This window comes from Rhodobacter sp. (genome assembly GCA_020637515.1).
In the GTDB taxonomy this organism is placed as follows: Bacteria; Pseudomonadota; Alphaproteobacteria; order Rhodobacterales; family Rhodobacteraceae; genus Pararhodobacter.
This window is the reverse complement of the sequence record JACKKG010000001.1, coordinates 2,255,528-2,277,892: the sequence shown is the minus strand read 5'-3', so window position 1 is coordinate 2,277,892 and position 22,365 is coordinate 2,255,528. Positions and strand designations below refer to the sequence as shown.

The following is a 22,365-nucleotide window of genomic DNA, read 5'->3' as shown; positions in this document are numbered from 1 at the left end:
AGGGGCGCGAGGCAGAGGGGGCGGCTCACTGGTCGCCCTCCGGCTGAGAATTCGCGTCGGCGTGGCGGTCGTCCCAACCGTCGATGAGCGCGGCCAGCGCAGCCGCGTCACCCGCCGATTCGGCGGCGCAGAATTCGGGCGAGAGCGACAGCGCGTTGCCATCGTCGTTGACCTGCGCCAGGCCGCCGTCGATCAGCACGGCGACGATGTCGCGCGTGTCGGCGGGCGAAAAGCCCAGCGGCGGCAGCAGGTCCGAGGCGCTTTCCTCGGTCAGGGTGCAGTCGTTGCCCCGCACGGCGCCGACGAACTCTGCCCCGCGTTCGGGGGCGAAATCGGGGCGCCAGGGCTCAAGCGTCGCTTCCTGCGCCGCGAAGGCGGCGGTAATCATCGCCAGCGCGGCGTCTCCTTCGGCGGCGCACAGCCCCTCGGAGAGGGTCAGCACCGACATGTCGGCCGACAGGCTGACCAGATCGGCGCCAAAGAGCGTATCGACAAAGGCCTGCACCTCGGTGCCGTTCAGGCCAAGAGGCGACAGCGCCTCTTCCGCCTGATCGCCGGCCATCGAACAGCCGTTGGCGCGGATCGCATCCACCATCATCGCCGCGCGTTCGGGCGTGAAGGCGCTTGCGGGCGCGGCGGCCAGCAGCAGAACGGACCCCAGAACCAGGCGCATCAACGGTCAACCTCGCCGAACACGATGTCCATGGTGCCGATGATCGCCGCCACATCGGCCAGCAGGTGCCCCGAGGCGACGTGATCCATCGATTGCAGATGCAGGAAGCCCGGCGCGCGCAGCTTGGCGCGATAGGGCTTGTTGGTGCCGTCGGCCACCAGATAGACGCCGAATTCGCCCTTGGGGGCCTCGACCGCGGCATAGACCTCGCCGGCGGGAACGTGGAAACCCTCGGTATACAGCTTGAAATGGTGGATCAGGCTTTCCATGTCGCGCTTCATGTCGCTGCGCCGGGGCGGCGTCAGCTTGCCGCGGGCCAGAACGTCGCCCTGCCCGTCCGGTGCGCGCAGCTTGGCGATCGCCTGCCGGATGATCGAGGTCGATTCGCGCATCTCGGCCATGCGGCACAGGTAGCGATCGAAGCAGTCGCCATTCTTGCCCACCGGGATCTTGAAGTCGAATTCGTCATAGCATTCATAGGGTTGCGCACGCCGCAAATCCCAGGCCAGGCCCGAGCCGCGCACCATCACGCCGGAATAGCCCCAGCGCTGGATGTCGTCTTCGGTGACCACGCCGATATCGGCGTTGCGCTGCTTGAAGATCCGGTTCTCGGTCAGCAGCCCGTCGATATCGTCCAGCACCTTGGGGAAGGCTTCGGCCCAGGCCTCGATGTCGTCGATCAGTTGCGGCGTCAGGTCCTGGTGCACCCCGCCCGGGCGGAAATAGGCCGCGTGCAGCCGCGCGCCGCAGGCCCGCTCGTAGAAGATCATGAGCTTTTCACGCTCTTCGAAGCCCCACAGCGGCGGGGTCAGCGCGCCCACGTCCATCGCCTGCGTGGTGACGTTCAGAAGGTGGTTCAGAACGCGGCCGATTTCCGAATAGAGCACGCGGATCAGGCTGGCGCGGCGCGGCACCGGGGTGCCGGTCAGACGCTCGATCGCCAGGCACCAGGCATGTTCCTGGTTCATCGGCGCGACATAGTCGAGCCGGTCGAAATACGGCAGGTTCTGCAGATAGGTGCGGCTTTCCATCAGCTTCTCGGTGCCGCGATGCAGCAGGCCGATGTGCGGATCGCACCGGTCCACGATTTCGCCGTCCAGCTCAAGCACCAGGCGCAGCACGCCATGCGCCGCCGGGTGCTGCGGCCCGAAGTTGATGTTGAAATTGCGGATCTTCTGTTCGCCCGTCCGGGCGTCAGAGAAACCTTTCGATCCGTCCATCATCGCTGCAACCTCCGTCGCATCATGTCTGTTGCCGCCCTCATGCCACATTCGCCCGGGCGGCGAATCGCGCGTGCCAGGCCTGCGGCAGGTTCCCGCCGCACAACCGGTTCACCGTTTCGTATTGCGGACGCAAGAGCGCCGTCAGCGCCGCGACCTGATCGGGCCGCATGTCCGCCTTCTGCCCCTCGTTGCGGGGTTGGGTCTGGTCGATCGGGCGGGTCGCAATGCCCAGAAAGGCGCAGACCTCGTCCAGCGTTTCCTGCGCAAAGAGATCCTCGAAGAACAGCACCAGGCGCTGGTCCTGCGGCACGTTGTGCTGAAGCTTGTCCAGCGTGGCGACATAGTCGCTGCGCAGGTGCGCGCCGGTATTGCCCTGGGCCAGCATCGTGTCCAGAACCGCGCGCGCGCCGGTTTCGAAATCCTCGTCCCTGGCGACGGTCTTTGCCGCGCGCATCCGCACCGCCGACCAGAATCGCGCCACCGGTTCGCGCATCAGGAAGATCATCTTCGCACCGGGCAGCGCCGCCATCTGACGGAACACCGCGTCCGGGACCAGCGCATATTCCGGCGTGAAATCGAGCGCCACCTTGCCCGGGGTCAGGCGCGGCGTCGCAACGACCGAAAGGTAGCCATGGTGCCCCGGATCGGGGGCCGCGCAGACCGCTTGCAGCCGTTCCAGCCGACTCACCCGGATCGCGCTGCCGGGATTGGCGCGGGCCCGTTTCAGGGCATCCGCCCGCAGCCGGTCGCCCAGCTTCCGGTCGCCGTCCAGCCCGTCGAAATAGTGCAGTTCCTTCATCGGCCCCGAGGTGCAGTCGGGATGGGTGCGCAAATAGGCATGCAGCCAGGTCGTCCCCGCCTTTTGCGCGCCAATACCCAGAAGGAGCGTCGCTCCTTCCGGCCAAGGCGTGAGGTTCGGGGCGTCGGCGGGCATCACTTGGCTCTTTCGTCGCCGGGCAGGATGTAATGCGCGCCTTCCCAGGGCGACATGAAATCGAACTGGCGATAGTCCTGCACCAGCTTCACGGGTTCATAGACGACGCGTTTGGCGGCTTCGTCGTAACGGACCTCGACATAGCCGGTGGTCGGGAAATCCTTGCGCAGCGGGTGCCCGCGAAAGCCGTAGTCGGTCAGGATGCGGCGCAGGTCGGGGTGGCCCGAGAAGAGAATGCCGAACATGTCGAACACCTCGCGCTCGAACCAGTTGGCCGAGGGGTGCTCGGTCACGATCGAGGGCACCATCTCGTCCTCGCGCACGGCCGCCTTCAGGCGGATGCGCTGGTTCCGATACATGCTGAGGAGGTGATAGACCACGTCGAAGCGCGCGCGGCGCTCGGGGTGATCGACGGCGGTGATGTCCACCAGGGACGAGAACTTGCAGGTCTCGTCCGTCTTGAGGAAGCGCACCAGCGCCGGCAGACTGGCCGCGGTGACGGTCAGCGTGAGCTCGCCGAAGGCGACGCGCGCGTCCAGGACCGCGTCGGGTTGCTTGACGCTGATATAGGCGCCGAGTTCTTGCAGGGCTTCGTCGGACATGCGCGCCTCCGTCAGCGGATCAGGGTGCCGGTGCGGCGGATCTTCCGCTGCAACTGAAGGATGCCGTAAAGCAGCGCCTCGGCGGTGGGCGGGCAGCCGGGAACGTAGATGTCCACCGGCACGATCCGGTCGCAGCCCCGCACCACCGAATAGGAATAGTGGTAATAGCCGCCGCCATTGGCGCACGACCCCATCGAGATGACGTAGCGCGGCTCGGGCATCTGGTCGTAGACCTTGCGCAGGGCGGGCGCCATCTTGTTGGTCAGCGTGCCGGCGACGATCATCAGATCCGACTGCCGCGGGCTGGCACGCGGCGCCGTGCCGAAGCGTTCGAGGTCATAGCGCGGCATCGAGGTGTGCATCATCTCGACCGCGCAGCAGGCCAGTCCGAAGGTCATCCAGTGCAGCGAGCCGTTGCGCGCCCAGTTGATGATGTCGGCGGTCGTGGTCAGCAGGAAGCCCTTGTCCTGAAGCTCGGCGTTCAGGGCGGCGGTGGCGACCTCGCGGTCGGCGCCCGCCGTGTTGGCGCCAGTCATCACTCCCATTCCAGGGCCCCTTTCTTCCACTCATAGGCAAAGCCCACGGTCAGCACCGCGAGGAAGGTCATCATCGACCAGAAGGCCGTCATGCTCATGTCGCCGAAGGCCACCGCCCAGGGGAACAGGAAGGCGATCTCGAGATCGAAGATGATGAACAGGATCGACACCAGGTAGAAGCGCACATCGAACTTCATCCGTGCGTCGTCGAAGGCGTTGAACCCGCATTCATAGGCCGAGACCTTTTCCGGGTCGGGATTGCGCACCGCGATCACCATCGCGGACAACATCAGCACCAGGCCCAGGGCAATCGCGATTCCGAGGAAGATGACGATGGGGAGGTATTCTCGCAGGAGGTCGTCCAAGAGTGGCTCCTTCGGCGCCAGTCGGGTCTGGCACTGCTCAAGTTGGCTCGAGCCCCGTTTACTCCCGCGTGAGGACCGGGTCAACCAAAGGGGGCGCCGCGCGAGGGGTGGAAAACCGGGATTTCAAGGGGTGTATACAAATGTGCACCGTTTTTTTCGCACCCGCTCGCTGCTGCGCGGCAAGGACGGCCCCTGCGGCGGGGCGTCGCGCGACTCTGAGTCGCCCGGACGCGGTGCCGGGGGTGGCGGGGGGCCAGCCCCCCGCACCCCCCGCTCAGGGGGGATCACGATCCCCCCCGAGACCCCCTCGTGCGTATTTCGGACAAGATGATGGGGCGGCGCAAAGGCTTGTTTCTGCCGTATCTTTTCCGGATCAGCCGAGCATCGCCCAGAGCGCAGCGCCCAGCATGACGGCCGTGACCGGCGCCCAGAGCGCGCGTTCCGAGCGCGACGGGCTGACGACGTGTGACAGGAAGACCGCGGCGGTGAGGGCGGTGGCGATCCAGCCCGGGATCCGGGTGCCGCCGTCCCGCGCCGCCAGCACCGAGGCCCCGAGGGCCAGCAGGAACAGCGCGGTGGCCAGCGCCAGCGTTCGGTTGCGCGGCGGCAACGCGCCGGGGTGACGGCCCCCCTGCGTCCAGCCGCCCCAGGGCGCCCCCAGGTAAAGCGCGACCTGGAACAGCGCCGTGACCAGACAGAGCGCGGCGTAGATCCAGGCGGCAATCATGGCATCCAGTCCGCCTTGCGCTTGCCAAAGAAGGCGGCGATGCCTTCGGCAGCCTCGGGGCTTTCCCAGCGGGACACGAGCTGGCCGATGGAATGCGCGATCTGGTCCCGGTTGATGGCCCCGCCGAGCCGCAGCGCCAGCGCCTTGGACGCCGCGACGGCGCCGGGGGCGCAGGCGAGATAGGGCTTCACCTCGGCCTCGATCGCCGCGTCGAGGTCGCCGGGCGCGACCGCGCGCGCCAGCAGGCCCAGGGCGACGGCCTCGTCCGCGGTGAAGAGCCGCGCCGACATGAACACGCGCCGCGCCATCGCCTCGCCCATGCGGGCCAGCACATAGGGGCCGATGGTCGCGGGGATCAGGCCGAGCCGCGCCTCGGTGAAGCCGAAGCGCGCGCCGCTGACCCCCACCGCCACGTCGCAGACCGAGAGGAGCCCCATGCCGCCGCCATAGGCCGGCCCCTGGATGCGGCCGATCACCGGCTTGGGCAGGGCGTTCAACGCACCCAGCATCGCCGCCAGCTTGCCGGCCTCGGCCGCGCGGGTGGCGCTGTCGGCGGCCATCTGCGCCTGCATCCACCCGAGGTCGCCCCCGGCGCAGAAGCTGTCGCCGGCGCCGGTCAGCACCACGACCCGCACCGCCGCGTCGGTGGCGAGGGCCGTGGCGGCGGCGGAGAGTTCCGCGATCATCGGGGCCGACAGGGCGTTGTGCTTGTCCGGGCGCGCCAGCGTCAGCGTGGCGACGCCGCGCGCGTCGGTGTCCAGGGTGATCGTCTGCCAGGTCATGCGCCGGTCCTCATCTGTCGGGCCATCGCGGCGGCGTCGAGGATCGCCGCGCGGTTCAGGCCGGTGGTGTATCCCAGCGACTCGATGCGGTCCATCGCCGCCTCGGTCGCCACGTTGCCTTGCGCGCCGGGCGCATAGGGGCAGCCGCCCAGACCGCCGACCGCCGCGTCGAACACCCTGAGCCCCAGCGCCAGCGAGGCCTCGATGTTGTCGCAGGCGCGCCCGGCGGTGTCGTGGTAATGCCCCGCCAGCCGCGCCGCCGGGACCCTGTCCAGAACTGCGCGCAGCATCGCCGTCAGGCTGTCGGGCGTGGCCTGGCCGATGGTGTCGCCCAGGCTGACCTCGTAGCAGCCCAGGTCGATCAGGCGGGCCGCCAGATCGGCCACGGCGCCGGGCGGCGTGGGGCCGTCGAAGGGGCAGTCCGTCACGCAACTGATGTAGCCGCGCACTGCCATACCGTCGGCGCGCGCGGATTCGAGGATCGGCAGGAACCGCGCGATCGAATCGTCCACCGAGCAGTTGAGATTGGCGCGCGAAAACCCTTCCGAGGCCGAGGCGAAGATCGCCACCTCGTCGGCGCGGGCCGCCCGGGCGCCGGCATAGCCCGTCATGTTGGGCGTGAGCGCCGCGTAGCGCACGCCCGGCGCCCGCGCGATGCCGGCCAGAACCGCGGCGCCGTCGGCCATCTGCGGCACCCATTTGGGGCTGACGAAGCTGGCCACCTCGATCCGCCGGAACCCGGCCTGCGAGAGACGATCCACCAGCGCGATCTTCTCGACCGTGGGGATCGGGCGTATTTCGTTCTGCAACCCGTCGCGCGGACCGACCTCGAAGATTTCGACCGGTTCAGCCATAGAAGTCCTCCTGCCACAATTCCGCCGGGCCATCCGCCGCGCGCGCCGCCTGAAAGCCGGGGCGCGCGTGGATCCGCGCGCGCCAGGCGGTCAGCCGGGGAAAGCTGTCGAAGCGCACGAACCGCGCGGCCAGTTCGACCGACGATCCGGTCATGATATCCGCCGCCGAGAACCCGCCCGCCAGCAGCCAGTCCCCGGTCAGGGCGGCTTCGAGTCCGGCAAGCGCGCGGCTGAGGCGCAGGGCCTCCAGCTTTTGCACGACGGGGCTGCGGTCGGCGGGTGCCAGAACGATGTGATGAAAGGTCAGCTGCGCCAGATGCTGGGCGATGGTTTCGCCGTAATGCAGCCACTCCAGGAACTTGCCACGCTCAGGGTGGCCCGGCGGGCGGGTCAGCGCTGGGGCACGGGTTTCCGCCAGATACTCCAGGATCGCGCCCGATTCGAACAGCGTTTCGCCGTCCACCTCGATCGCGGGGACGCGCCCGGCGGGCGAGATCGCCAGGAATTCGGGGCTGCGCAGACCCTTGCCCGAAAACAGGTGATAGCGCAGGTCGTGGTCGATCCCGGCCTCGTGCAGGAACCACAGGACGCGAAAACTGCGCGACTGGGGCGCGTGGTGCAAGACGATCATGCCATACCTCCCGAGGGGGCCAATGAACCCGCTGCGCGCGCCGCGTGCAAGTGCGACGCCACGTTCCGCCCGCCCCCCGGGTGGGGTCAGTAGAGACCACCGGCCGACAGCGTGCCAAAGCTCGCCTGCGCGGGAACCTGGATGGTGCCCGCGCCGGTCTCGTCCTGCGCGTTCAGGTCCTGCCCGTCATGCGTCACCAGCCCCGAGGCGTCCGAACCCGGCGCGAAGACCGGCAGCGACTGGCCCATGGCAAAGCCGCCGTCGATCAGCGCACCGATGCCGAACACCGGCTCCTCGCCGTCGCGGAAGTATTCGGCCACGACATCGCCGCCGCTGCCGTCGGGCACCCGCTCGCCGGTGTGGCGATCGATGGTGATGAAATGGCCGCCGGGCGGGACGGCAAAGCGGCCGCCGCCGAACTCGCGCACCGCCTGGCTCATGAACTCCTGGAACACCGGCGCGCACATGCGCCCGCCCGAGGCCCGCCGGCCCAGGGTCCGCGGCCGGTCGAAGCCGATGTAGCAGCCCGCCACCATGGTCGAGGTATAGCCCACGAACCACACGTCCCGCGCGTCGTTCGTGGTGCCGGTCTTGCCCGCCACCGGCACCCCCAGGTTGATCGCGCCGGCCGCGGTGCCACGTTGCACGACGCCCTGCATCATCGAGGTGAGCTGATAGGCGGTGATCGGGTCCATGACCCGCTGGCGGTCCGACGCGATCCAGGGCGCCTGGCCCGGCGGCAGGTTCGGATCGGCGCATTCGACGCAGCGCCGCTGGTCGTGGCGGTAGATTGTGCGCCCCCAACGGTCCTGCACGCGGTCCACCAGCGTGGGTTCCACCCGCTCGCCGCCGTTGGCGAACATCGCATAGGCGGCGACGACCCGGAACAACGTGGTTTCCTGCGCCCCCAGCGCGTTCGCCAGGAAGGGTTGCAGCCGGTCGTAGACGCCAAAGCGTTCGGCGTAGCCGGCGACGACGTCCATGCCGACCTCTTGCGCCAGCCGGATCGTCATCAGGTTGCGCGACTGCTCGATTCCCAGCCGCATCGGCGCCGGGCCCAGATAATCGCCGCTGGCGTTGTTGGGCCGCCATATCCCCTCGCCCGTGTCGATCTCGATCGGCGCGTCGATGATGATGGTCGCGGGGGTAAAGCCCGAATCCAGCGCCGCCGCATAGACGAAGGGCTTGAACGAGGATCCCGGTTGCCGCATCGCCTGCGTTGCCCGGTTGAACGAGGAACTCTGATAGCTGAACCCGCCCTGCATGGCGATCACGCGGCCGGTGTTCACGTCCATCGCCATGAAGGCGCCCTCGACCTCGGGCACCTGCCTGAGCGACCAGCGCTGAAAGCTGCCGTCCCGGTCCGAGGTGACGGCCCGCACGAAGACCACGTCGCCCACGCTCAGCGTGTCGGCCAGAGATCCCGGCAGCCAGTTGATGTCCGACCGGTCGATCTGGCCGATGTCCTCGACCCCGTCGATGCCGACATGGGCGACATCGGGGGTCACGTCCAGCACCACCGCGGGGTGCCAGGGATTGTCCAGCGTGATGTCGCGCGGCAGGTCGGCCCGGGCCAGGGCCTCGCGCCAATGCGCCTCGTCCACCAGGTCGTCGGCGCCCAGCCGGATGCCCGTGCCGCGCCATTCGCCCTGCGCGCGGTCGTATTCCTCGAGCGCGCGCTGCAAGGCGTGGGCGGCGGTGACCTGCAATTCCGGGCTGACGGTGGCGCGGATCGTCAGGCCGCCGGTGAAAAACTCCTCCTCGCCGAACTGCGAGGACAACTGGCGGCGGATCTCGTCGGTGAAGTAGTCGCGCGGCGGCAGGTTCTGGCGAAAGGCCGCGATGTCGCCGCCCTGCACCGTCAGCAAGGGGCGGGCCTGCGCGGCCTCGGCCTCGGCCTGGGTGATGTAGCCGTTGGCGGCCATCTGGCCCAGCACCCAGTTGCGCCGCGCCAGCACCCGGTCATGCGCCCGCACCGGGTGGTATTCGGACGGCGCCTGCGGCAACGAGGCGAGAAAGGCCATTTCCTCGATGCTGAGATCTTCGAGCGTCTTGTTGAAATAGGTCTGCGCCGCCGCCGCCACCCCGAACGAGTTCTGCCCCAGGAAGATTTCGTTGAGATACAGCTCCAGGATCTGGTCCTTGCTCAGCGTCTGCTCGACTCGCCAGGCCAGGATGATCTCGCGGATCTTGCGCTCGATGGTGCGGTCCGAGGACAAAAGGAAGTTCTTCATCACCTGCTGGGTGATGGTCGAGGCCCCGCGCATGTTGCGCCCGCGCGAGACGACGGCATCGCGTGCGGCCGCCAGCATCGCCAGCGGGTTGAACCCGGAATGCTCATAGAAAAACCGGTCCTCGGCGCTGATGAATGCCTCGCGCAACAGGGGCGGAATGTCCGCGATCGGGGTGAACAGGCGCCGCTCGCGGGCGAACTCGTCGATCATCTGCCCCTCGCCCGAATAGACGCGGCTGATCATCGGCGGGCTGTAATTGGCCAGCTGATCGGTCGAGGGCAGGTCGTGCGAATAGGCCCAGATCACCCCGCCCAGGGTCAGCGCGCCGAAAAACAGGCCCAGCAACAGAAAGCTGAACAGGCCGCCGAAAAAGGACAGGATGGCGCGGGTCAAACGGGGGCTCCTAGGGCGGCTCCGGGGTGCTGCGCTTTCGTCTATACGCAAGCGCGGCCCGGGTCAAAACCCGCCTGTGCCCGCGGGCAGGGAATCGCGCAGAGGTGATACAGGGGACCGTGGGGCTCGCCCCCACCGGCGCGAGGGGGCTCGATGCCCCCGAGCGCCGCTCGCCCTGACCGTCCGACCGGGTCCTCAGCGCAGCCGCAATCCCTGCTGCGCCACCTCGCCCGCGACCCAGTCGTCCAGTCCGCGGACCAGCGCCGCCTCCATCTGCTGACGCCAGCGCACGTCGCGGATGCGGCCACGGTCGTGCGGCGAGGACAGAAAGCCGACCTCGAGCAGCGCCGAGGGCACCGAGGGCGACTTCAGCACCGAGAACGCCGCCTGCTGCCAGGGGTGGCGGTGCATCCGCAGCCCCGATGCGCGGATCGCGCCGACCAGCGCCCGGGCCAGACGGTCGGTCGCCGGGCCGGTCTGCACGCGGGCCATCTCCATCAGCACGGCCGCCACGGAATCGTCGGTGCCGGTCAGATCGACGCCGCCGCCCAGCAGGTCGTCGCGGTCGTGGCGTTCGGCCAGCGCGGCGCCGGCGGCATCGGTCGCCTCCTCGGCCAGGGTATAGAGCGTCGCACCCACGGCCTGCCCGTCTTCGACCGCGTCGGCGTGCAGCGACACGAACACATCCGCGCGCGCCTCGTGCGCCACCGTGATCCGCCCCTCGAGCGAGACGAAGCGGTCGCTGTCGCGCGTCAGCACGACATCGTAACGCCCGGTGCGGCGCAGGTCCTCGGCCAGTTCCAGCGCGAAGATCAACACCACCTGCGCCTCGCTGACCCCTTCGTAGCTTGCGCCGGGATCGACGCCGCCATGCCCGGGGTCCAGCACCACCACCGTGCGGCGTTGGCCCAGCGGCGGCTCCGCGCGGGCGCGCAACACGTCGGTCGGCGCGCCGTCGGTCGCCGCCAGCGCGGCCATCTGGGCGGCAAAATCGGTGTCCGACACCGGCCGCAGCACGACCCTGAGTTCGGCCGCGCCGGTCGCCGGATCGCTGGTCAGCCCGGCCTCGGCAAATCCCATGGGCCGGTCCAGTTCGATGACCATGCGGCTCCAGCCGCCGCCGGCGTCGCCGACCCGGATCGCCTGCGCCGCACCGCCGAGCGTCACCGCGTCGGGGTCGAACCCGGTCCAGTCCACGGTGCGAAAATCGATCACGGCGCGATGCGGGTCATCCATCAGGCGGGTGCGCCAGGGCACCGGCTGGGTCAACGGCAGGGTCAGCGTCAGCGCGCGCCAGCCCGTTTCGATCCGGGCCGGACCGCTGGTGCGGGCCAGGCCGGCCAGGTCCTGGGCGGGGGCCGCCGTCGGCGCGCCAAGCAGGCAGGCGATCGCCATCGCCAGACCGACAAGCCCTGCCCATACCGCCAGCCGCGACCGGTTCTCGCGCGTCATGCCTGCTCACTCCTCGGGGTCGTTTCTTGTCGGGTCGTGTTTACGAGACCGTGTTTCCCTACTGGATAGCGCGAAACGGCGCGCAAGGGAATCCCCGCGCGGCGCCCCGACCGCTTCACGATTGGGTCAGGCCCGGGGGTGCGGCCGCGACGGGGGTTGATCTTGGCCGCCCCGCATGGGCAAAGTTTCGCCGATCTGATCCAAGGAGCCCTCATGCGCGTCGTTGCCCGTCTTTCCGCCCTGGCCCTGGCCTGCGCCACCGCCCTGCATCTGGCCGCCGTGCCCGCCGTCGCGCAGACCTCGACCGCGCCGGCCGGCGGCACCGGGTTCGCCGCCTCGTCGATGTCCGACAGCGAACGCGAGGCCTTCCGCGCCGAGGTCCGCGCCTATCTGATGGACCACCCCGAGGTGATCTACGAGGCCGTCTCGGAACTGGAGCGCCGCCAGCAGCAGGCGCAGGCGGACATGGACACCACCCTGGTCGAAATCAACGCGGACGACATCTTTCGCGACGGTCACTCCTGGGTGTCCGGCAATGTCGAGGGCGACCTGACACTGGTCGAATTCATGGACTATCGCTGCGGCTATTGCCGGCGCGCGCAACCGGTGGTGCAGCAACTGCTGAACGACGACGGCCGGATGCGGCTGGTCATCAAGGAATTCCCCATCCTCGGCCCGCAATCCGAGGTGATGAGCCGCTTCGCCGTGGCCGTCCAGCAACTGGGCGGCGACACGCCCTATGCGCAGGTGCACGAACGCCTGATGGGCTGGGAAGGCGATATCAGCCAGGACGACATGCGGGCCATTGCCACCGATCTCGGTCTCGATGGCGACGCGGTGCTGGCACGGATGAATGGCGACGAGGTCACCGCGGTGCTGCGCGCCAACCACGAACTGGCGCAGCGCCTGCAGATTTCGGGGACACCGACCTTCGTGATGGGCGACGGCGCACAGGGCCAGTTGCTGCGCGGCGCGCTGCCGCTGGACCAGTTGCAGGCCGCCGCGCGCGATCTGCGCGGCTGAAGGTTCACGCCGGGGGCCGCGAAAACGGTTGCGAAACCGTCGCGGCGCCGCCATTCTGCGCTTGGCTGCCGCGCCCCGACCGGCGCGGCGCCCGTCTTTTTCGCCCCTGTCTTTCGGTTGCCCGTGCCAGTCGTCAACGCCTTCTTGCGCTTGCTTCGGCCGTTGTGCCGATTGGCCATCGTCGTGCTGACGGTGCTGGGCACGCCTGCGGGCGCCTCGGCGGTGCCGGGCAGCGCGGACCCCGCGTTTGCCGGCGCGCTGCGCGACTGGCTGGCCGATGACGAGGCCGCCGCGCTGCCCGCCCTCGCCACGCTTGCCCAGGCCGAGAACCGGGCCGCGCAACTGCTGCTGGCACTGATCGACAAGACCCCGTCCTTGCAGGGCCCGTTCCTGGCGCTCAGCCCCCGCAACGATCGCATCGCGCTGTTGCGAGCGCCCGGGGGGTTGTCCGGGCAAAGCTGGTTGCGCCACGCCACCGACCTGCCGCTGGCCGCGGCCTGGAGCGCGCTTTGGGCGGTTTCGGCGGGCACCGGGCTGATCGAACGCTTTGCCACCCTGGGCGAGGCCCGCGCCGCGCGCGAGGCGCTGGTCGTGCTGGCCGCGCGCGAAACCCCGGCCTTGCAGGCGCTGGACCCGGGCCAGGTGGACCCCGATCTGCTGTATCTGCTCTGGGGCTTCGCCGACCCGGACCGACGCGCCGCGATCGCCGCGCTGGTGCCCCCGGGCGACGCGCAGCGCCAGTTGATGGGCGACACCGTCAGCGCACAGACGCTGGACCAGTGGCTGGCAAACGCAAGCGCGGCGGCGCCGCTGAACAGTCTGTGCCGCGCGGTCTGCCCTGGTGCGGACCGCGAGCCCCCCTGCCGCGCCGCCGCCTACCGCGCGCTGAACAGCCACAACGCGCTGCTCACGCTGGGGACGCCCGCCGAAACGCTGGTGCCGCAGGACATCTTTCTGGACAGCCCGCGCGGGCGCGCCGCGACGATGCGGCGCATCCTGTTGTCGCGGCCGATACGCGGGCGGCGCGCCTTGCTGAGCTGGGTGCAGGGCCAGTCCGCCTGCCTGGGCGAGGCCCTGGGCGCCGAAAACCGCCGCTATCACCCCGCGCGCCCCGGTCAATCGCCCGGCAACTGACGCCGCCGGCGCGCCCAGACCCACGGAAACGTCGCGAATCGCACCCGCACAAGGCACGACGCCGCCCCTTTCAGGGCGGCGTCGTGGTCGGCACAAACGGCGAGGGCGATCAGCGCGGGCCGATCATCATCACCATCTGGCGGCCTTCCATCTTGGGCATGTTCTCGACCTTGCCGACCTCGGCCACGTCCTCGGCGACGCGGCGCAGAAGCTCGGCGCCCAGGTCCTGGTGCGCCATCTCGCGGCCCCGGAAGCGCAGGGTGATCTTCACCTTGTCGCCATCCTCGAGGAACTTCAGCACGTTGCGCATCTTCACATCGTAGTCATGGGTATCGGTCCCGGGACGGAACTTGATTTCCTTGATTTCGATGATCTTCTGCTTCTTGCGGGCCTCGGCCTCGCGCTTCTGCTGCTCATACTTGAACTTGCCGAAGTCCATGATCTTGCAGACCGGGGGGGTGGCGTTGGGCGAGATCTCGACCAGGTCGAGCCCGGCCTCCTCGGCCATCTGCAACGCACGCGCGGGCGATACGACGCCGACGTTTTCGCCTTCCGCGCCGATCAGTCGGATTTCGGGCGCCCTGATCCGGTCGTTGACTCGGGGGCCGGTATCGCGGCTCGGCGGGGCGTTGTGGGGTCTGCGGGCTATGGTCCAATTCCTTCTGTTGGTCAGACGGGCGCGAAAATAGACGCGCCGCGCCCCGGTTGCAAGAGGCGCGCACCCGCCGAGGCCCGCGGAAACGCGCTTACTGGCATTGCTTTTGCCGGCGCGGGATGCGACTACCTGCTCAGAATTAGCCTCTCAGAGGGAATGCCATGAAAAAGTATCTTGTCATCGCCGCCATCGTTCTGGCCGCGGCCGTCGGAATCTGGCTGCAACGCGGGCAGCAACAGGTGGAAACCACCGCCGCATCGAACGCGCCCGCCGCGCAGCCGGTCACCACGCCAGAGCCTGCGGCGACGGCAACCCAGGCCCCGGTCGAGGGATCGGCGGCGAGTGCCGTCCAGGACGCCGCGCAGACCGTGACCGACGCCGTGCAGACCGCCGGTGAGACCGCCGCGCAGGCCGCCGGCGATGCGGTTCAGGCCGCGCAGGATGCCGCCCAAACGGCCGCCACCGCCGTGACCGATACCGCCGCGGCCGCCGTGGATGCGGCGACCACCGCCGCCGCCGACGCGGCTGGCACCGCGACCGACGTTGCTGCCGCCACCACCGACGCCGCCTCGGGCGCGGTGGCCGCCGCCACCGACACCGCCGCTGCTGCTGCGGACAGCGCCGCGACCGTGGCCTCCGATGCCGCCGCCGCCACCACCGACGCCGCCTCGGGCGCGGTGGCCGCCGCCACTGACACCGCCGCCGCCGCTGCGGACAGTGCCGCGACCGTGGCCACCGACGCCGCCGCCGCCACCACCGACGCCGCCTCGGGTGCCATGGCCGCCGCCACCGACACCGGCGGTAGCGTGGTTGACGCCGCGACCCAGGTTGTGACCGACGCCGCCAGCGCCGTGTCCGACGCGGTCTCGCAAGTGACCGAGACCGCGACGCAGGTGCTGCAAGGCACCGCCGCCGAAAACGCCGCGGCGACCAGCGACGCCGCCGGTGCTGCGGTCGATGCCGCGGCAAGCGCCACCGCGCCGGCGGCCGCCGGCGGCACGGACGCCGCCGCCCCGGCTGCGGATGCGACAACCGCGGCCGCACCCGCGACCGACGCCGCCGCGGCGACGCCCGCCCCTGCGGAAACGCCCGAATCCCTGGCCACCCTGTTCACGCCCGGCGGGTTCGATTTCGACCGCGCCGTCGCGGCGATCGACGCCTCGTCGTTGAGCGATCTGCGCAAGACGGTCGCCCGCGGGGCATTGGAGCGCGCGCGCGACAACCCCGATGCGTTGCAGGCCGCGTTGGACCAGGTGCGCACGCTCCTGGGCCTGTAACTGCGCGCCCCGGACCCTTTCAGGCCCCCGCCCGCGCGGGGGCCTTTTTCGTTCCGGTCGCGCCCGTCAGTGCCCTGAGGTCGGGACCGCGTCCAGGATCAGACCGCGCCAGCCGTCGATGTCCCGGGCAAAGGATTCGGCGGTGATTGCCGCGATCTCGGCACGCCCCTCGGGGCCCAGCGCCTGCCAGTCATAGGACACGCCGACCCGGGTGCCGGCCCGATCCCTCCGCCCGGCAGGTGACCGTAACCCGGGCAGCCTTGAGCCCGGGCGACAGCCGCAAATAGCGCGCAAGGCCGGTGTCCGGTTCCCAGCGCAGACAGGTCCACCAGACCGCGCCGTCGCCAGTGGAAAAGATCATCCCCTCGGCCGTCGCGCCGTCCGGGGGGTCGATGTAGACGGGGGACCAGCCGGGCACCCAGGTTTCCTCGCCGCGCGGGGTGAACAGGGCGAGGGCGCGCGCGGGCGGCATCGGCAGGGAAAAGCCGTGCGCGAACACGGGCATCAGGGCGCCTCGGAATGGCGATGGCTGTCCTGGGCGCGCCAGGTGCAACCGTAGACGGCGCGCAACTGCTCGATGACGGCGCGCGTCTCGGGGGTGAACGGATCCTTGCCGTCAAAGGCGTGCAGCACGATCCCTTCGAGCAGGTCGCCAAGCGACAGGTCTCGATAGTCGGCCAGGGCCTTGAGGGTCTTGAGCATCGGCGTGGACAGGCGAACGCCGGTCTGGGTGCGGTGGGTCTGGTCCGAGGTCATGTTACCATGGTAACAAGTTACCAAGAGCCGGGCAAGCCCCGTAAGGTGCGTGCTTGCACGCACCCTACCTGCCATCGCGACCGGGCCCCTTCCCTGCGCGGTCAGATCCCGTCGCCGACAAAGGCCTTTTCGACAACATACTCCAGCGGCTCGCTGTTCGCCCCTTCGCGCAGGCCAAAGTCTTCCAGCACCGCCTTCACGTCGTGGTTGAAGGCCAGCGAGCCGCAGACCATGGCGCGGTCATGCGCGCGGTCCATCGGCGCGATCGCCATATCCGCGAACACCTTGCCCGACGTCAGGTTGTCGGTGATCCGCCCCATGTGGGGGGACTCCTCGCGCGTGGTGGTCGGGTAATACCGCAACTTGCCCTCGACCATCTCGCCGATCAGCGGATCGTCCTTGAGGCTTTCCACCAGCCGGCGGCCGTATTCCAGTTCCTCGACGGTGCGACAGGTGTGCATCATCACCACCTGCTCGAATTTCTCGTAGGTCTCGGGGTCGCGCATCAGGGACGCAAAGGGCGCGATGCCGGTGCCCGTCGCCAGGAACCAGATCCGCTTGCCCGGCAAGAGCGCGTCCAGCACCAGCGTGCCGACCGGCTTGGGCCGCAAGATGATCTCGTCGCCGGGCTGGATGTGTTGCAGGCGCGACGTCAGCGGACCGTCCGGCACCTTGATGGAATAGAACTCCAGTTCCTCGTCCCAACTGGGCGAGGCGATGGAATAGGCCCTGAGCAACGGCTTTCCGCGCTCGTCCAGCAAGCCGATCATCACGAATTCGCCCGACCGGAAGCGCAGGCTGCGCGGACGCGTGCAGCGAAACGAGAACAGCCGGTCGGTCCAGTGCGTGACCTCGGTCACGGTCTGGGCATCGGGAAGTGTCTTGACCTGCGGCGTCTGGATGGCGTCGGGCATGGGGTCCTCGTGAACTGCATCTGGGGTATGTAGAGCGGCGCGGCGGAAAACGGAACCCCGGCCGGCAGGCGCGGGACCGGCGACCGCGCTCAGCGCGCGACCTGGCGCGACCGCGGCCGCCAGAACGGGTTGTTGTGCCAGTGTTCGGGCGGTTGGCGGCGCGCCTGGTCGCGGTCCAGCGCGACCTCGTCGAAACCGGCGCGGCGCGTCAGCGTATAGGCCTGCGCCAACACCGCGCCATGCGCCCTGAGGCGCCCGTCATAGCCCTGCGCCCGAATCGCGCGCGCAAGGTCCAGCGCCCGCACATCGCCGAAATGGCGCAGCCGCACCCGGATCATCGCCACACGCGGCAAGGCGGCGCACAGGCGCGCCCAGTCGGCGGGGTCCAGGTCTGGCGAGGGCAGATCCACCGCCACCGGCCCGGCCTGATCGGGCTGCGCGGACAGGGCCGCCAAAGGCACGTAACCGTGCCGCCAATCGTCGGGAATGAACCCTGAGTCGGTGACCAGGACCGTCATCGCGCATCGCTCCGCATCGTGGATTGCGGACAGTCTGCACGCCCCACGGCCGCCGGGCCATGACACGGATCAAATCAGCGGGTGGCCAGCAGGCGTTCGGCCCCGATCCAGCCCATCAGGATCGCGGGGGCGTTGGTGTTGCCCCCGATCAGCGTGGGAAAGGCCGCGGCATCGCAGACCCGCAGCCCCGCGATGCCGCGCACCCGCAGGTCGGCATCGATCACGCTGGTCTCGGGATCGGCCCCCATCCGCGCCGTGCACGAGGGGTGGAACACCGTGCCCGACCGCTGGCGGAAATCGTCGATCAGATCGGCGTCGTCGCGGATCCCGGGGCCCGGGCGCAGCTCTTCGGCGATCAGCGGCGCGAGGGGCGCTTGCGCGGCGATGCGGCGCAGGACCTTCACCGCCGCCAGCATCTCGTTCACGTCGTGGTCGGTTGAAAAGGCGTTGGCGGTGATGCGCGGCGCGGCCAGCGGATCGGCCGAGGCCAGGGTGATCTGCCCCCGGCTGGTCGGCCGACAGTTGGACAGGCCGATCGACAGGCCGGGGAACGGATCGGGACTCAGGATCGGGCGCTCGCCCTCGCGCGGCATCAGGGTGCTGAAGGCCTGGAAATAGAGCTGCATGTTGGGCCGTTCCAGCGACGGATCGGTGCGAAAGAACCCGCCGCCGTGGTTGATCGAGACGCTCAGCGGCCCACCCCCCGTCAGCAGATACCGCGCGCCGACCCAGGCCTTGCCCCACCAGGGCCGCAAGATGTCGTTCATCGTCGGCACCCGCATCCGCCAAGTGTAGTTGATGCCCTGATGATCGTTCAGGTGGCGCCCCACGTTGGGATGGTCCAGGACCACCGCGATGCCTTGCGCGGCCAGCTCCGCCGCCGGGCCGATGCCCGACAGCATCAGTATCTGCGGCGTGTTGATCGCGCCCCCGGCCAGCACCACCTCGGGCGCGCGGGCCTGGTGCTGCGCCCCCTTCCAGCGGTATTCCACGCCAACCGCGCGCCGGCCTTCCAGCAGCACGCGGGTCACCTGAGCACGCGTGCGCAGCGCGACGCGGCCGGATTTCAGCGCCGGGCGCAGAAAGGCGCGGGCCGCCGAGTTCCGTCGCCCGCCCTTGATGGTGAGTTGATAGAGGCCCGCACCCTCTTGCCGGGCGCCGTTGAAATCGGGGTTGCGCGGCAGACCGGCGGCGGCGCAGGCGGCGAGGAACGGCTCGACCAGCGGATGCGCGGGGTCGCGCCCCGATCGGATGTGCAGCGGCCCGCCCTGCCCACGCCAGGTGTCGGCGCCGTCGGCGTTGTCCTCGATCGCGCGATAGGCCGCGCGCGCCGCGTCCCGCCCCCAATGACTGGCGCCGCTGGCCGCCTGCCAGTCGTCGTAATCGCTTTCGTGCCCGCGGATCCACACCATCGCGTTGATCGAGGACGACCCGCCCAGCACCTTGCCGCGCGGCCAGTAGTCGCGCTGCCCGTTCAGCCCCGGGTCGGGTTCGGTGCGATAGGCCCAGTTGACGGACGGATCGTAGAACAGCTTGCCATAGCCCAGCGGCATCTGCACATAGAATCTCCGGTCGCTGCCGCCGGCCTCGAGCACCAGCACCCGCTGCCCCGCGGCGGACAGCCGCGCCGCCAGCACCGAGCCCGCGGACCCCGCCCCCACGATCACATAGTCGAACTGGCCGTCCATCGTCCCCGTCCCTCTCTGACCGCCTCTCGCTGCCACATCCGCAGGCTCGCTGCTGGACGCCGGGCGACACGGGCGGTAAAACCGCGACATCGCCGGAGAAAAGCCATGCCCGCCCACGCCGACCTCGACCCGCTCGACCGCAAGATCCTGAAGGAACTGCAAGAGGACGCGGGACAATCGCTCGACGATATCGCACGCAAGGTGGGATCGTCCAAGACGCCCGTGTGGAATCGCATCCGCAAAATGCGCGACCAGGGCGTGATCGGGCGGCAGACGGTGATCCTGGACCCCGACTCGCTGGGACTCGAGGCCTGCTTCTTCGTCCTGATCCGCACCGCCGAACACGATCCCGACTGGCAGGACCGGTTCCTGGCCTCGGTCCGAGCCCGTCCCGAGGTCCTGGAAGCGCACCGCCTGGCGGGCGACATCGACTATATCCTGAAGGTGCGCGTGGCGAACGCGCGCGCCTATGATGCCTTCTATCAGGCGCTGATCCGCGACGTGAAGATCCATAACGTCACGGCGCTGCTGTCGATGGAAGAGATCAAATCCACGACCATCCTGTCGGTGTGACCGGGCAAGGGGGGCCAGCCCCCCTCTTCGCGTGCCGCGAATTCACCCCCCGGGATATTTGAAGCACAAAGAAGGCCAAGGTTAAGAAGGGGTTAACGCCCCCTTCTTTGTGCCCGAAATATCCTCCGGGAGGGTCCGGGAGGGTGGAAAACCCTCCCGGCGCGCAACACGGGCGCGGGGGGGTCAGGCCCAGGCGCCCTGCCGCATCACCGGCACGCGGGCGCCGTCCTGCGTCACGCCGTCGATGTCGATCTGCCCCGAACCGATCATCCAGTCGATATGGATGGCGCTGGTGTTGCCGCCCCGGCGCCCGACCTCGGCCGCGTCCATCGTCTCGCCGCCATGGAAGCAGGTGGCATAGCACTGCCCCAGCGCGATATGCGAGGCCGCGTTCTCGTCGAAGAGGGTGTTGTAGAACAGCAGTCCCGACTGCGAGATCGGCGAGGCGTGGGGCACCAGCGCCACTTCGCCCAGGCGGCGCGCGCCGTCGTCGGTGTCCAGCACCTTGTTCAGGACCGCCTCGCCACGGCTGGCGTTCGCCTGCACGATCCGGCCGTCCTCGAACCGGACCTGAATGTTCTCGATCAGCGTGCCCTGGTGCGACAGCGGCTTGGTCGCGCTGACGGTGCCGGACACCCGCAGCCGGTGCGGCGTGGTGAAGACTTCCTCGGTGGGAATGTTCGGGTTGCACAGGATGCCCGAGGTCGTTTCCGTCGCGCCGGCGATCCATTTGTGGCCCTCGGCCAGCCCCACCTCGAGATCGGTGCCGGGTCCGGTAAAGCGCAGCGCGGCAAAGTTCCGGCCGTTCAGCCAGGACGACCGGCGGCCCAGTTCGGTGTTGTGGGCCTGCCAGCGGGCGACCGCGTCGTCGCTGTCCACGCGCGAGGCGGCGAAGATCGCCTCGGCCAGCACGCGCTGCGCCTGCTCGGGCGGCAGATCGGGCGAGACGAGCCGGGCCCAGGCCTCGTCCGGCCAGGCGACGATGGTCCAGTTCGTGGCGAAGCGGGTGATGCGGTCGCGCGCGGCGGCATAGGCCATCGCCATCGCCCGGTTCGCGCGGGACACGCGGTCGGGGTCCTCGGACGACAGCAACATCGGATCGCCGCCCGCGATCGCCAGCCGCGCCGCGCCCTTGTCAAAGGCCGCCGCCATGCCGTCATAGAGCCAGCCGGCCGATGCATCGAAGGCCGCCTCGGGGGCGTTGCGGTAGCGGGCCAGCGTCACCGCGTCATCCGACAGGATCGGGGTCACCAGCCCGGCCCCCGCGCGATAGGCGTGCTCGGCGATTCGCCGCACCAGCGGCAGCGCCCCGACCGAGGCCGTCAGCACCAGGTCCTGCCCCGGTTGCAGGTTCAAGCCGACGCGCACGGCGACTTCGGCAAGGCGGTCCAGTTTGACGGGGTCGATGGGGTTCTGCATGCGCTGTCCTCTTGCGGGCCGATCGGTCGGCTTTGCACGGCCGGGGCGATTGCCCCTTTCGGCGGCGCAGGATAAACCCGCCCGGCCGACCGTCAATGCGCCGAAAGGAAATTCCGTGACCCAGCTTGTGCCCACGCTGTCCGAGATCGCCCCGGCCTATGACGTGCTCTATTGCGATCTCTGGGGGTGCCTGCACAACGGCAAGGCCCTGTTCCCCGAGGCGGTCGCCGCGTTGCAGGCCTTTCGGCGCCGGGGCGGCGCGGTGGTGCTGCTGACGAACGCGCCGCGCACCCGCCACGCGGTCAAGCGCCGGCTCGACGCGATGGGCCTGCCCGAGGACGCCTATGACGTCATCGCCGCCTCGGGCGATGCGACGCAGGTGGCGATGCTGCAAGGGGCCGCCGGGCGCAAGCTGTGGCATCTGGGCCCGGGCAAGGACGAGGACCTGTTCACCCTGATTCCCGACTGGTTGCAAGATCAGCCGCCGATCACGCGCGTCCCGCTGGACGAGGCCGAGGGCATCCTGTGCACCGGCCCCTTCGACGAATTCACCGAAACCCCCGAGGATTACCGCGCCCGATTCCTGTCGGCCAAGGTGCGCGGCCTCAGGATGCTGAACGCGAACCCTGACCTGGTGGTGGATGTGGGTGACACCCGCATCTATTGCGCCGGCGCGCTGGCCCAGCTCTACGAGGCGATGGGCGGCGAGGTCCTGTCCTTTGGCAAGCCCTATCCGCCGATCTACGATTTCGCCCGCAACCAGTTGGCGGCGCGCGGGATCACCTATGACCCCGACGCGGTCCTGGCCATCGGCGACGGTGTGCGCACCGACATCCGCGGCGCCCAGGCCGAGGGGATCGACGCGGTCTTTGTGACCGGCGGGCTCGAATCGCACCGCTTTGGCGCCGATCCCGCGAACCCCGACCCGCAATCGCTGGCCGACTGGCTGGCGGCCGAAGACCTGCATCCGCGCTATGCCATGGGGCGCCTGCGCTGACCTGA

Annotated in this window: 24 protein-coding genes; 5 read left to right on the top strand and 19 right to left on the bottom strand. The window is 69.5% G+C overall.

Annotated elements, in window-relative coordinates; all coding sequences use genetic code 11:
- Positions 1 to 25 precede the first annotated feature (25 nt).
- The 12 genes from H6900_11205 to H6900_11150 all read right to left on the bottom strand — a co-directional run bounded on the left by H6900_11205 (position 26) and on the right by H6900_11150 (position 11,406).
- A complete protein-coding gene (locus H6900_11205; protein MCC0073842.1) occupies positions 26 to 673 on the bottom strand; it encodes a hypothetical protein in 648 nt (215 codons plus the stop codon).
- Positions 673 to 1,893 carry an NADH-quinone oxidoreductase subunit D gene (locus H6900_11200; GenBank protein MCC0073841.1) on the bottom strand — a complete coding sequence of 407 codons (1,221 nt, stop codon included), beginning with the start codon at positions 1,891 to 1,893 and terminating at the stop codon, positions 673 to 675. The genes H6900_11205 and H6900_11200 overlap by 1 nt, the downstream gene beginning before the upstream one ends.
- A 40-nt stretch (positions 1,894 to 1,933) precedes the next feature.
- Positions 1,934 to 2,830 (bottom strand): sulfotransferase, encoded by an 897-nt coding sequence (locus H6900_11195; GenBank protein MCC0073840.1) that lies wholly within the window; start codon positions 2,828 to 2,830, stop codon positions 1,934 to 1,936.
- Positions 2,830 to 3,432: an NADH-quinone oxidoreductase subunit C gene (locus H6900_11190; GenBank protein MCC0073839.1), complete on the bottom strand. Its 603-nt coding sequence runs from the start codon at positions 3,430 to 3,432 to the stop codon at positions 2,830 to 2,832. Before H6900_11190 ends, H6900_11195 begins: the two co-directional genes overlap by 1 nt.
- Positions 3,433 to 3,443: 11 nt before the next feature.
- A complete protein-coding gene (locus H6900_11185) occupies positions 3,444 to 3,977 on the bottom strand; it encodes an NADH-quinone oxidoreductase subunit B (GenBank protein ID MCC0073838.1) in 534 nt (177 codons plus the stop codon).
- Positions 3,968 to 4,333 carry an NADH-quinone oxidoreductase subunit A gene (locus H6900_11180; GenBank protein ID MCC0073837.1) on the bottom strand — a complete coding sequence of 122 codons (366 nt, stop codon included), beginning with the start codon at positions 4,331 to 4,333 and terminating at the stop codon, positions 3,968 to 3,970. Before H6900_11180 ends, H6900_11185 begins: the two co-directional genes overlap by 10 nt.
- 373 nt (positions 4,334 to 4,706) lie before the next feature.
- A complete protein-coding gene (locus H6900_11175) occupies positions 4,707 to 5,060 on the bottom strand; it encodes a hypothetical protein (protein MCC0073836.1) in 354 nt (117 codons plus the stop codon).
- On the bottom strand, positions 5,057 to 5,842 hold the full coding sequence (locus H6900_11170) for a crotonase/enoyl-CoA hydratase family protein (protein ID MCC0073835.1): 786 nt from the start codon (positions 5,840 to 5,842) through the stop codon (positions 5,057 to 5,059). The genes H6900_11175 and H6900_11170 overlap by 4 nt, the downstream gene beginning before the upstream one ends.
- Positions 5,839 to 6,696, bottom strand: a complete 858-nt coding sequence (locus H6900_11165; protein ID MCC0073834.1) for a hydroxymethylglutaryl-CoA lyase — start codon at positions 6,694 to 6,696, stop codon at positions 5,839 to 5,841. Before H6900_11165 ends, H6900_11170 begins: the two co-directional genes overlap by 4 nt.
- The gene (locus H6900_11160) at positions 6,689 to 7,327 is read right to left on the bottom strand and encodes a glutathione S-transferase family protein (protein ID MCC0073833.1); all 639 of its coding nucleotides are present in this window, start codon (positions 7,325 to 7,327) and stop codon (positions 6,689 to 6,691) included. Before H6900_11160 ends, H6900_11165 begins: the two co-directional genes overlap by 8 nt.
- An 86-nt stretch (positions 7,328 to 7,413) precedes the next feature.
- Complete coding sequence (locus H6900_11155) at positions 7,414 to 9,954, bottom strand: penicillin-binding protein 1A (protein MCC0073832.1); 2,541 nt, start codon at positions 9,952 to 9,954, stop codon at positions 7,414 to 7,416.
- Between the two features lie 195 nt (positions 9,955 to 10,149).
- Positions 10,150 to 11,406, bottom strand: a complete 1,257-nt coding sequence (locus tag H6900_11150; GenBank protein MCC0073831.1) for an N-acetylmuramoyl-L-alanine amidase — start codon at positions 11,404 to 11,406, stop codon at positions 10,150 to 10,152.
- 213 nt (positions 11,407 to 11,619) lie between these two features.
- On the opposite strand from H6900_11150, the gene H6900_11145 reads away from it, so the two are divergent.
- The gene (locus tag H6900_11145) at positions 11,620 to 12,429 is read left to right on the top strand and encodes a DsbA family protein (protein ID MCC0073830.1); all 810 of its coding nucleotides are present in this window, start codon (positions 11,620 to 11,622) and stop codon (positions 12,427 to 12,429) included.
- Positions 12,430 to 12,600: 171 nt separating this feature from the next.
- Positions 12,601 to 13,563: a hypothetical protein gene (locus tag H6900_11140; GenBank protein ID MCC0073829.1), complete on the top strand. Its 963-nt coding sequence runs from the start codon at positions 12,601 to 12,603 to the stop codon at positions 13,561 to 13,563.
- A gap of 109 nt (positions 13,564 to 13,672) precedes the next feature.
- Here the strand turns inward: H6900_11140 and H6900_11135 are convergent, their stop codons facing one another.
- Complete coding sequence (locus H6900_11135) at positions 13,673 to 14,212, bottom strand: translation initiation factor IF-3 (protein ID MCC0073828.1); 540 nt, start codon at positions 14,210 to 14,212, stop codon at positions 13,673 to 13,675.
- A 167-nt stretch (positions 14,213 to 14,379) separates the two neighbouring features.
- On the opposite strand from H6900_11135, the gene H6900_11130 reads away from it, so the two are divergent.
- A complete protein-coding gene (locus tag H6900_11130; protein MCC0073827.1) occupies positions 14,380 to 15,495 on the top strand; it encodes a hypothetical protein in 1,116 nt (371 codons plus the stop codon).
- A gap of 190 nt (positions 15,496 to 15,685) precedes the next feature.
- Here H6900_11130 and H6900_11125 read toward each other — a convergent pair whose 3' ends face one another.
- From H6900_11125 to H6900_11105, 5 genes are all read right to left on the bottom strand, one after another.
- Positions 15,686 to 16,000: a hypothetical protein gene (locus H6900_11125; GenBank protein MCC0073826.1), complete on the bottom strand. Its 315-nt coding sequence runs from the start codon at positions 15,998 to 16,000 to the stop codon at positions 15,686 to 15,688.
- Entirely contained in the window at positions 16,000 to 16,251 is a 252-nt protein-coding gene (locus tag H6900_11120) for a hypothetical protein (GenBank protein MCC0073825.1), read from the bottom strand. The genes H6900_11125 and H6900_11120 overlap by 1 nt, the downstream gene beginning before the upstream one ends.
- Before the next feature lie 101 nt (positions 16,252 to 16,352).
- A complete protein-coding gene (locus tag H6900_11115; GenBank protein ID MCC0073824.1) occupies positions 16,353 to 17,165 on the bottom strand; it encodes a ferredoxin--NADP reductase in 813 nt (270 codons plus the stop codon).
- A gap of 89 nt (positions 17,166 to 17,254) precedes the next feature.
- Positions 17,255 to 17,683: a DUF934 domain-containing protein gene (locus tag H6900_11110; protein MCC0073823.1), complete on the bottom strand. Its 429-nt coding sequence runs from the start codon at positions 17,681 to 17,683 to the stop codon at positions 17,255 to 17,257.
- A gap of 74 nt (positions 17,684 to 17,757) precedes the next feature.
- Positions 17,758 to 19,371, bottom strand: a complete 1,614-nt coding sequence (locus tag H6900_11105) for a GMC family oxidoreductase N-terminal domain-containing protein (protein ID MCC0073822.1) — start codon at positions 19,369 to 19,371, stop codon at positions 17,758 to 17,760.
- Positions 19,372 to 19,476: 105 nt separating this feature from the next.
- On the opposite strand from H6900_11105, the gene H6900_11100 reads away from it, so the two are divergent.
- Positions 19,477 to 19,944 (top strand): Lrp/AsnC family transcriptional regulator, encoded by a 468-nt coding sequence (locus tag H6900_11100; GenBank protein MCC0073821.1) that lies wholly within the window; start codon positions 19,477 to 19,479, stop codon positions 19,942 to 19,944.
- Positions 19,945 to 20,127: 183 nt separating this feature from the next.
- On the opposite strand, the gene H6900_11095 is transcribed toward H6900_11100, so the two are convergent.
- Positions 20,128 to 21,363, bottom strand: a complete 1,236-nt coding sequence (locus H6900_11095; protein ID MCC0073820.1) for an aminopeptidase — start codon at positions 21,361 to 21,363, stop codon at positions 20,128 to 20,130.
- A gap of 115 nt (positions 21,364 to 21,478) precedes the next feature.
- Between H6900_11095 and H6900_11090 the strand changes: the two genes are divergently transcribed.
- Positions 21,479 to 22,360, top strand: coding sequence for a TIGR01459 family HAD-type hydrolase (locus H6900_11090; GenBank protein ID MCC0073819.1), 882 nt, complete (start codon positions 21,479 to 21,481; stop codon positions 22,358 to 22,360).
- Positions 22,361 to 22,365 lie beyond the last annotated feature (5 nt).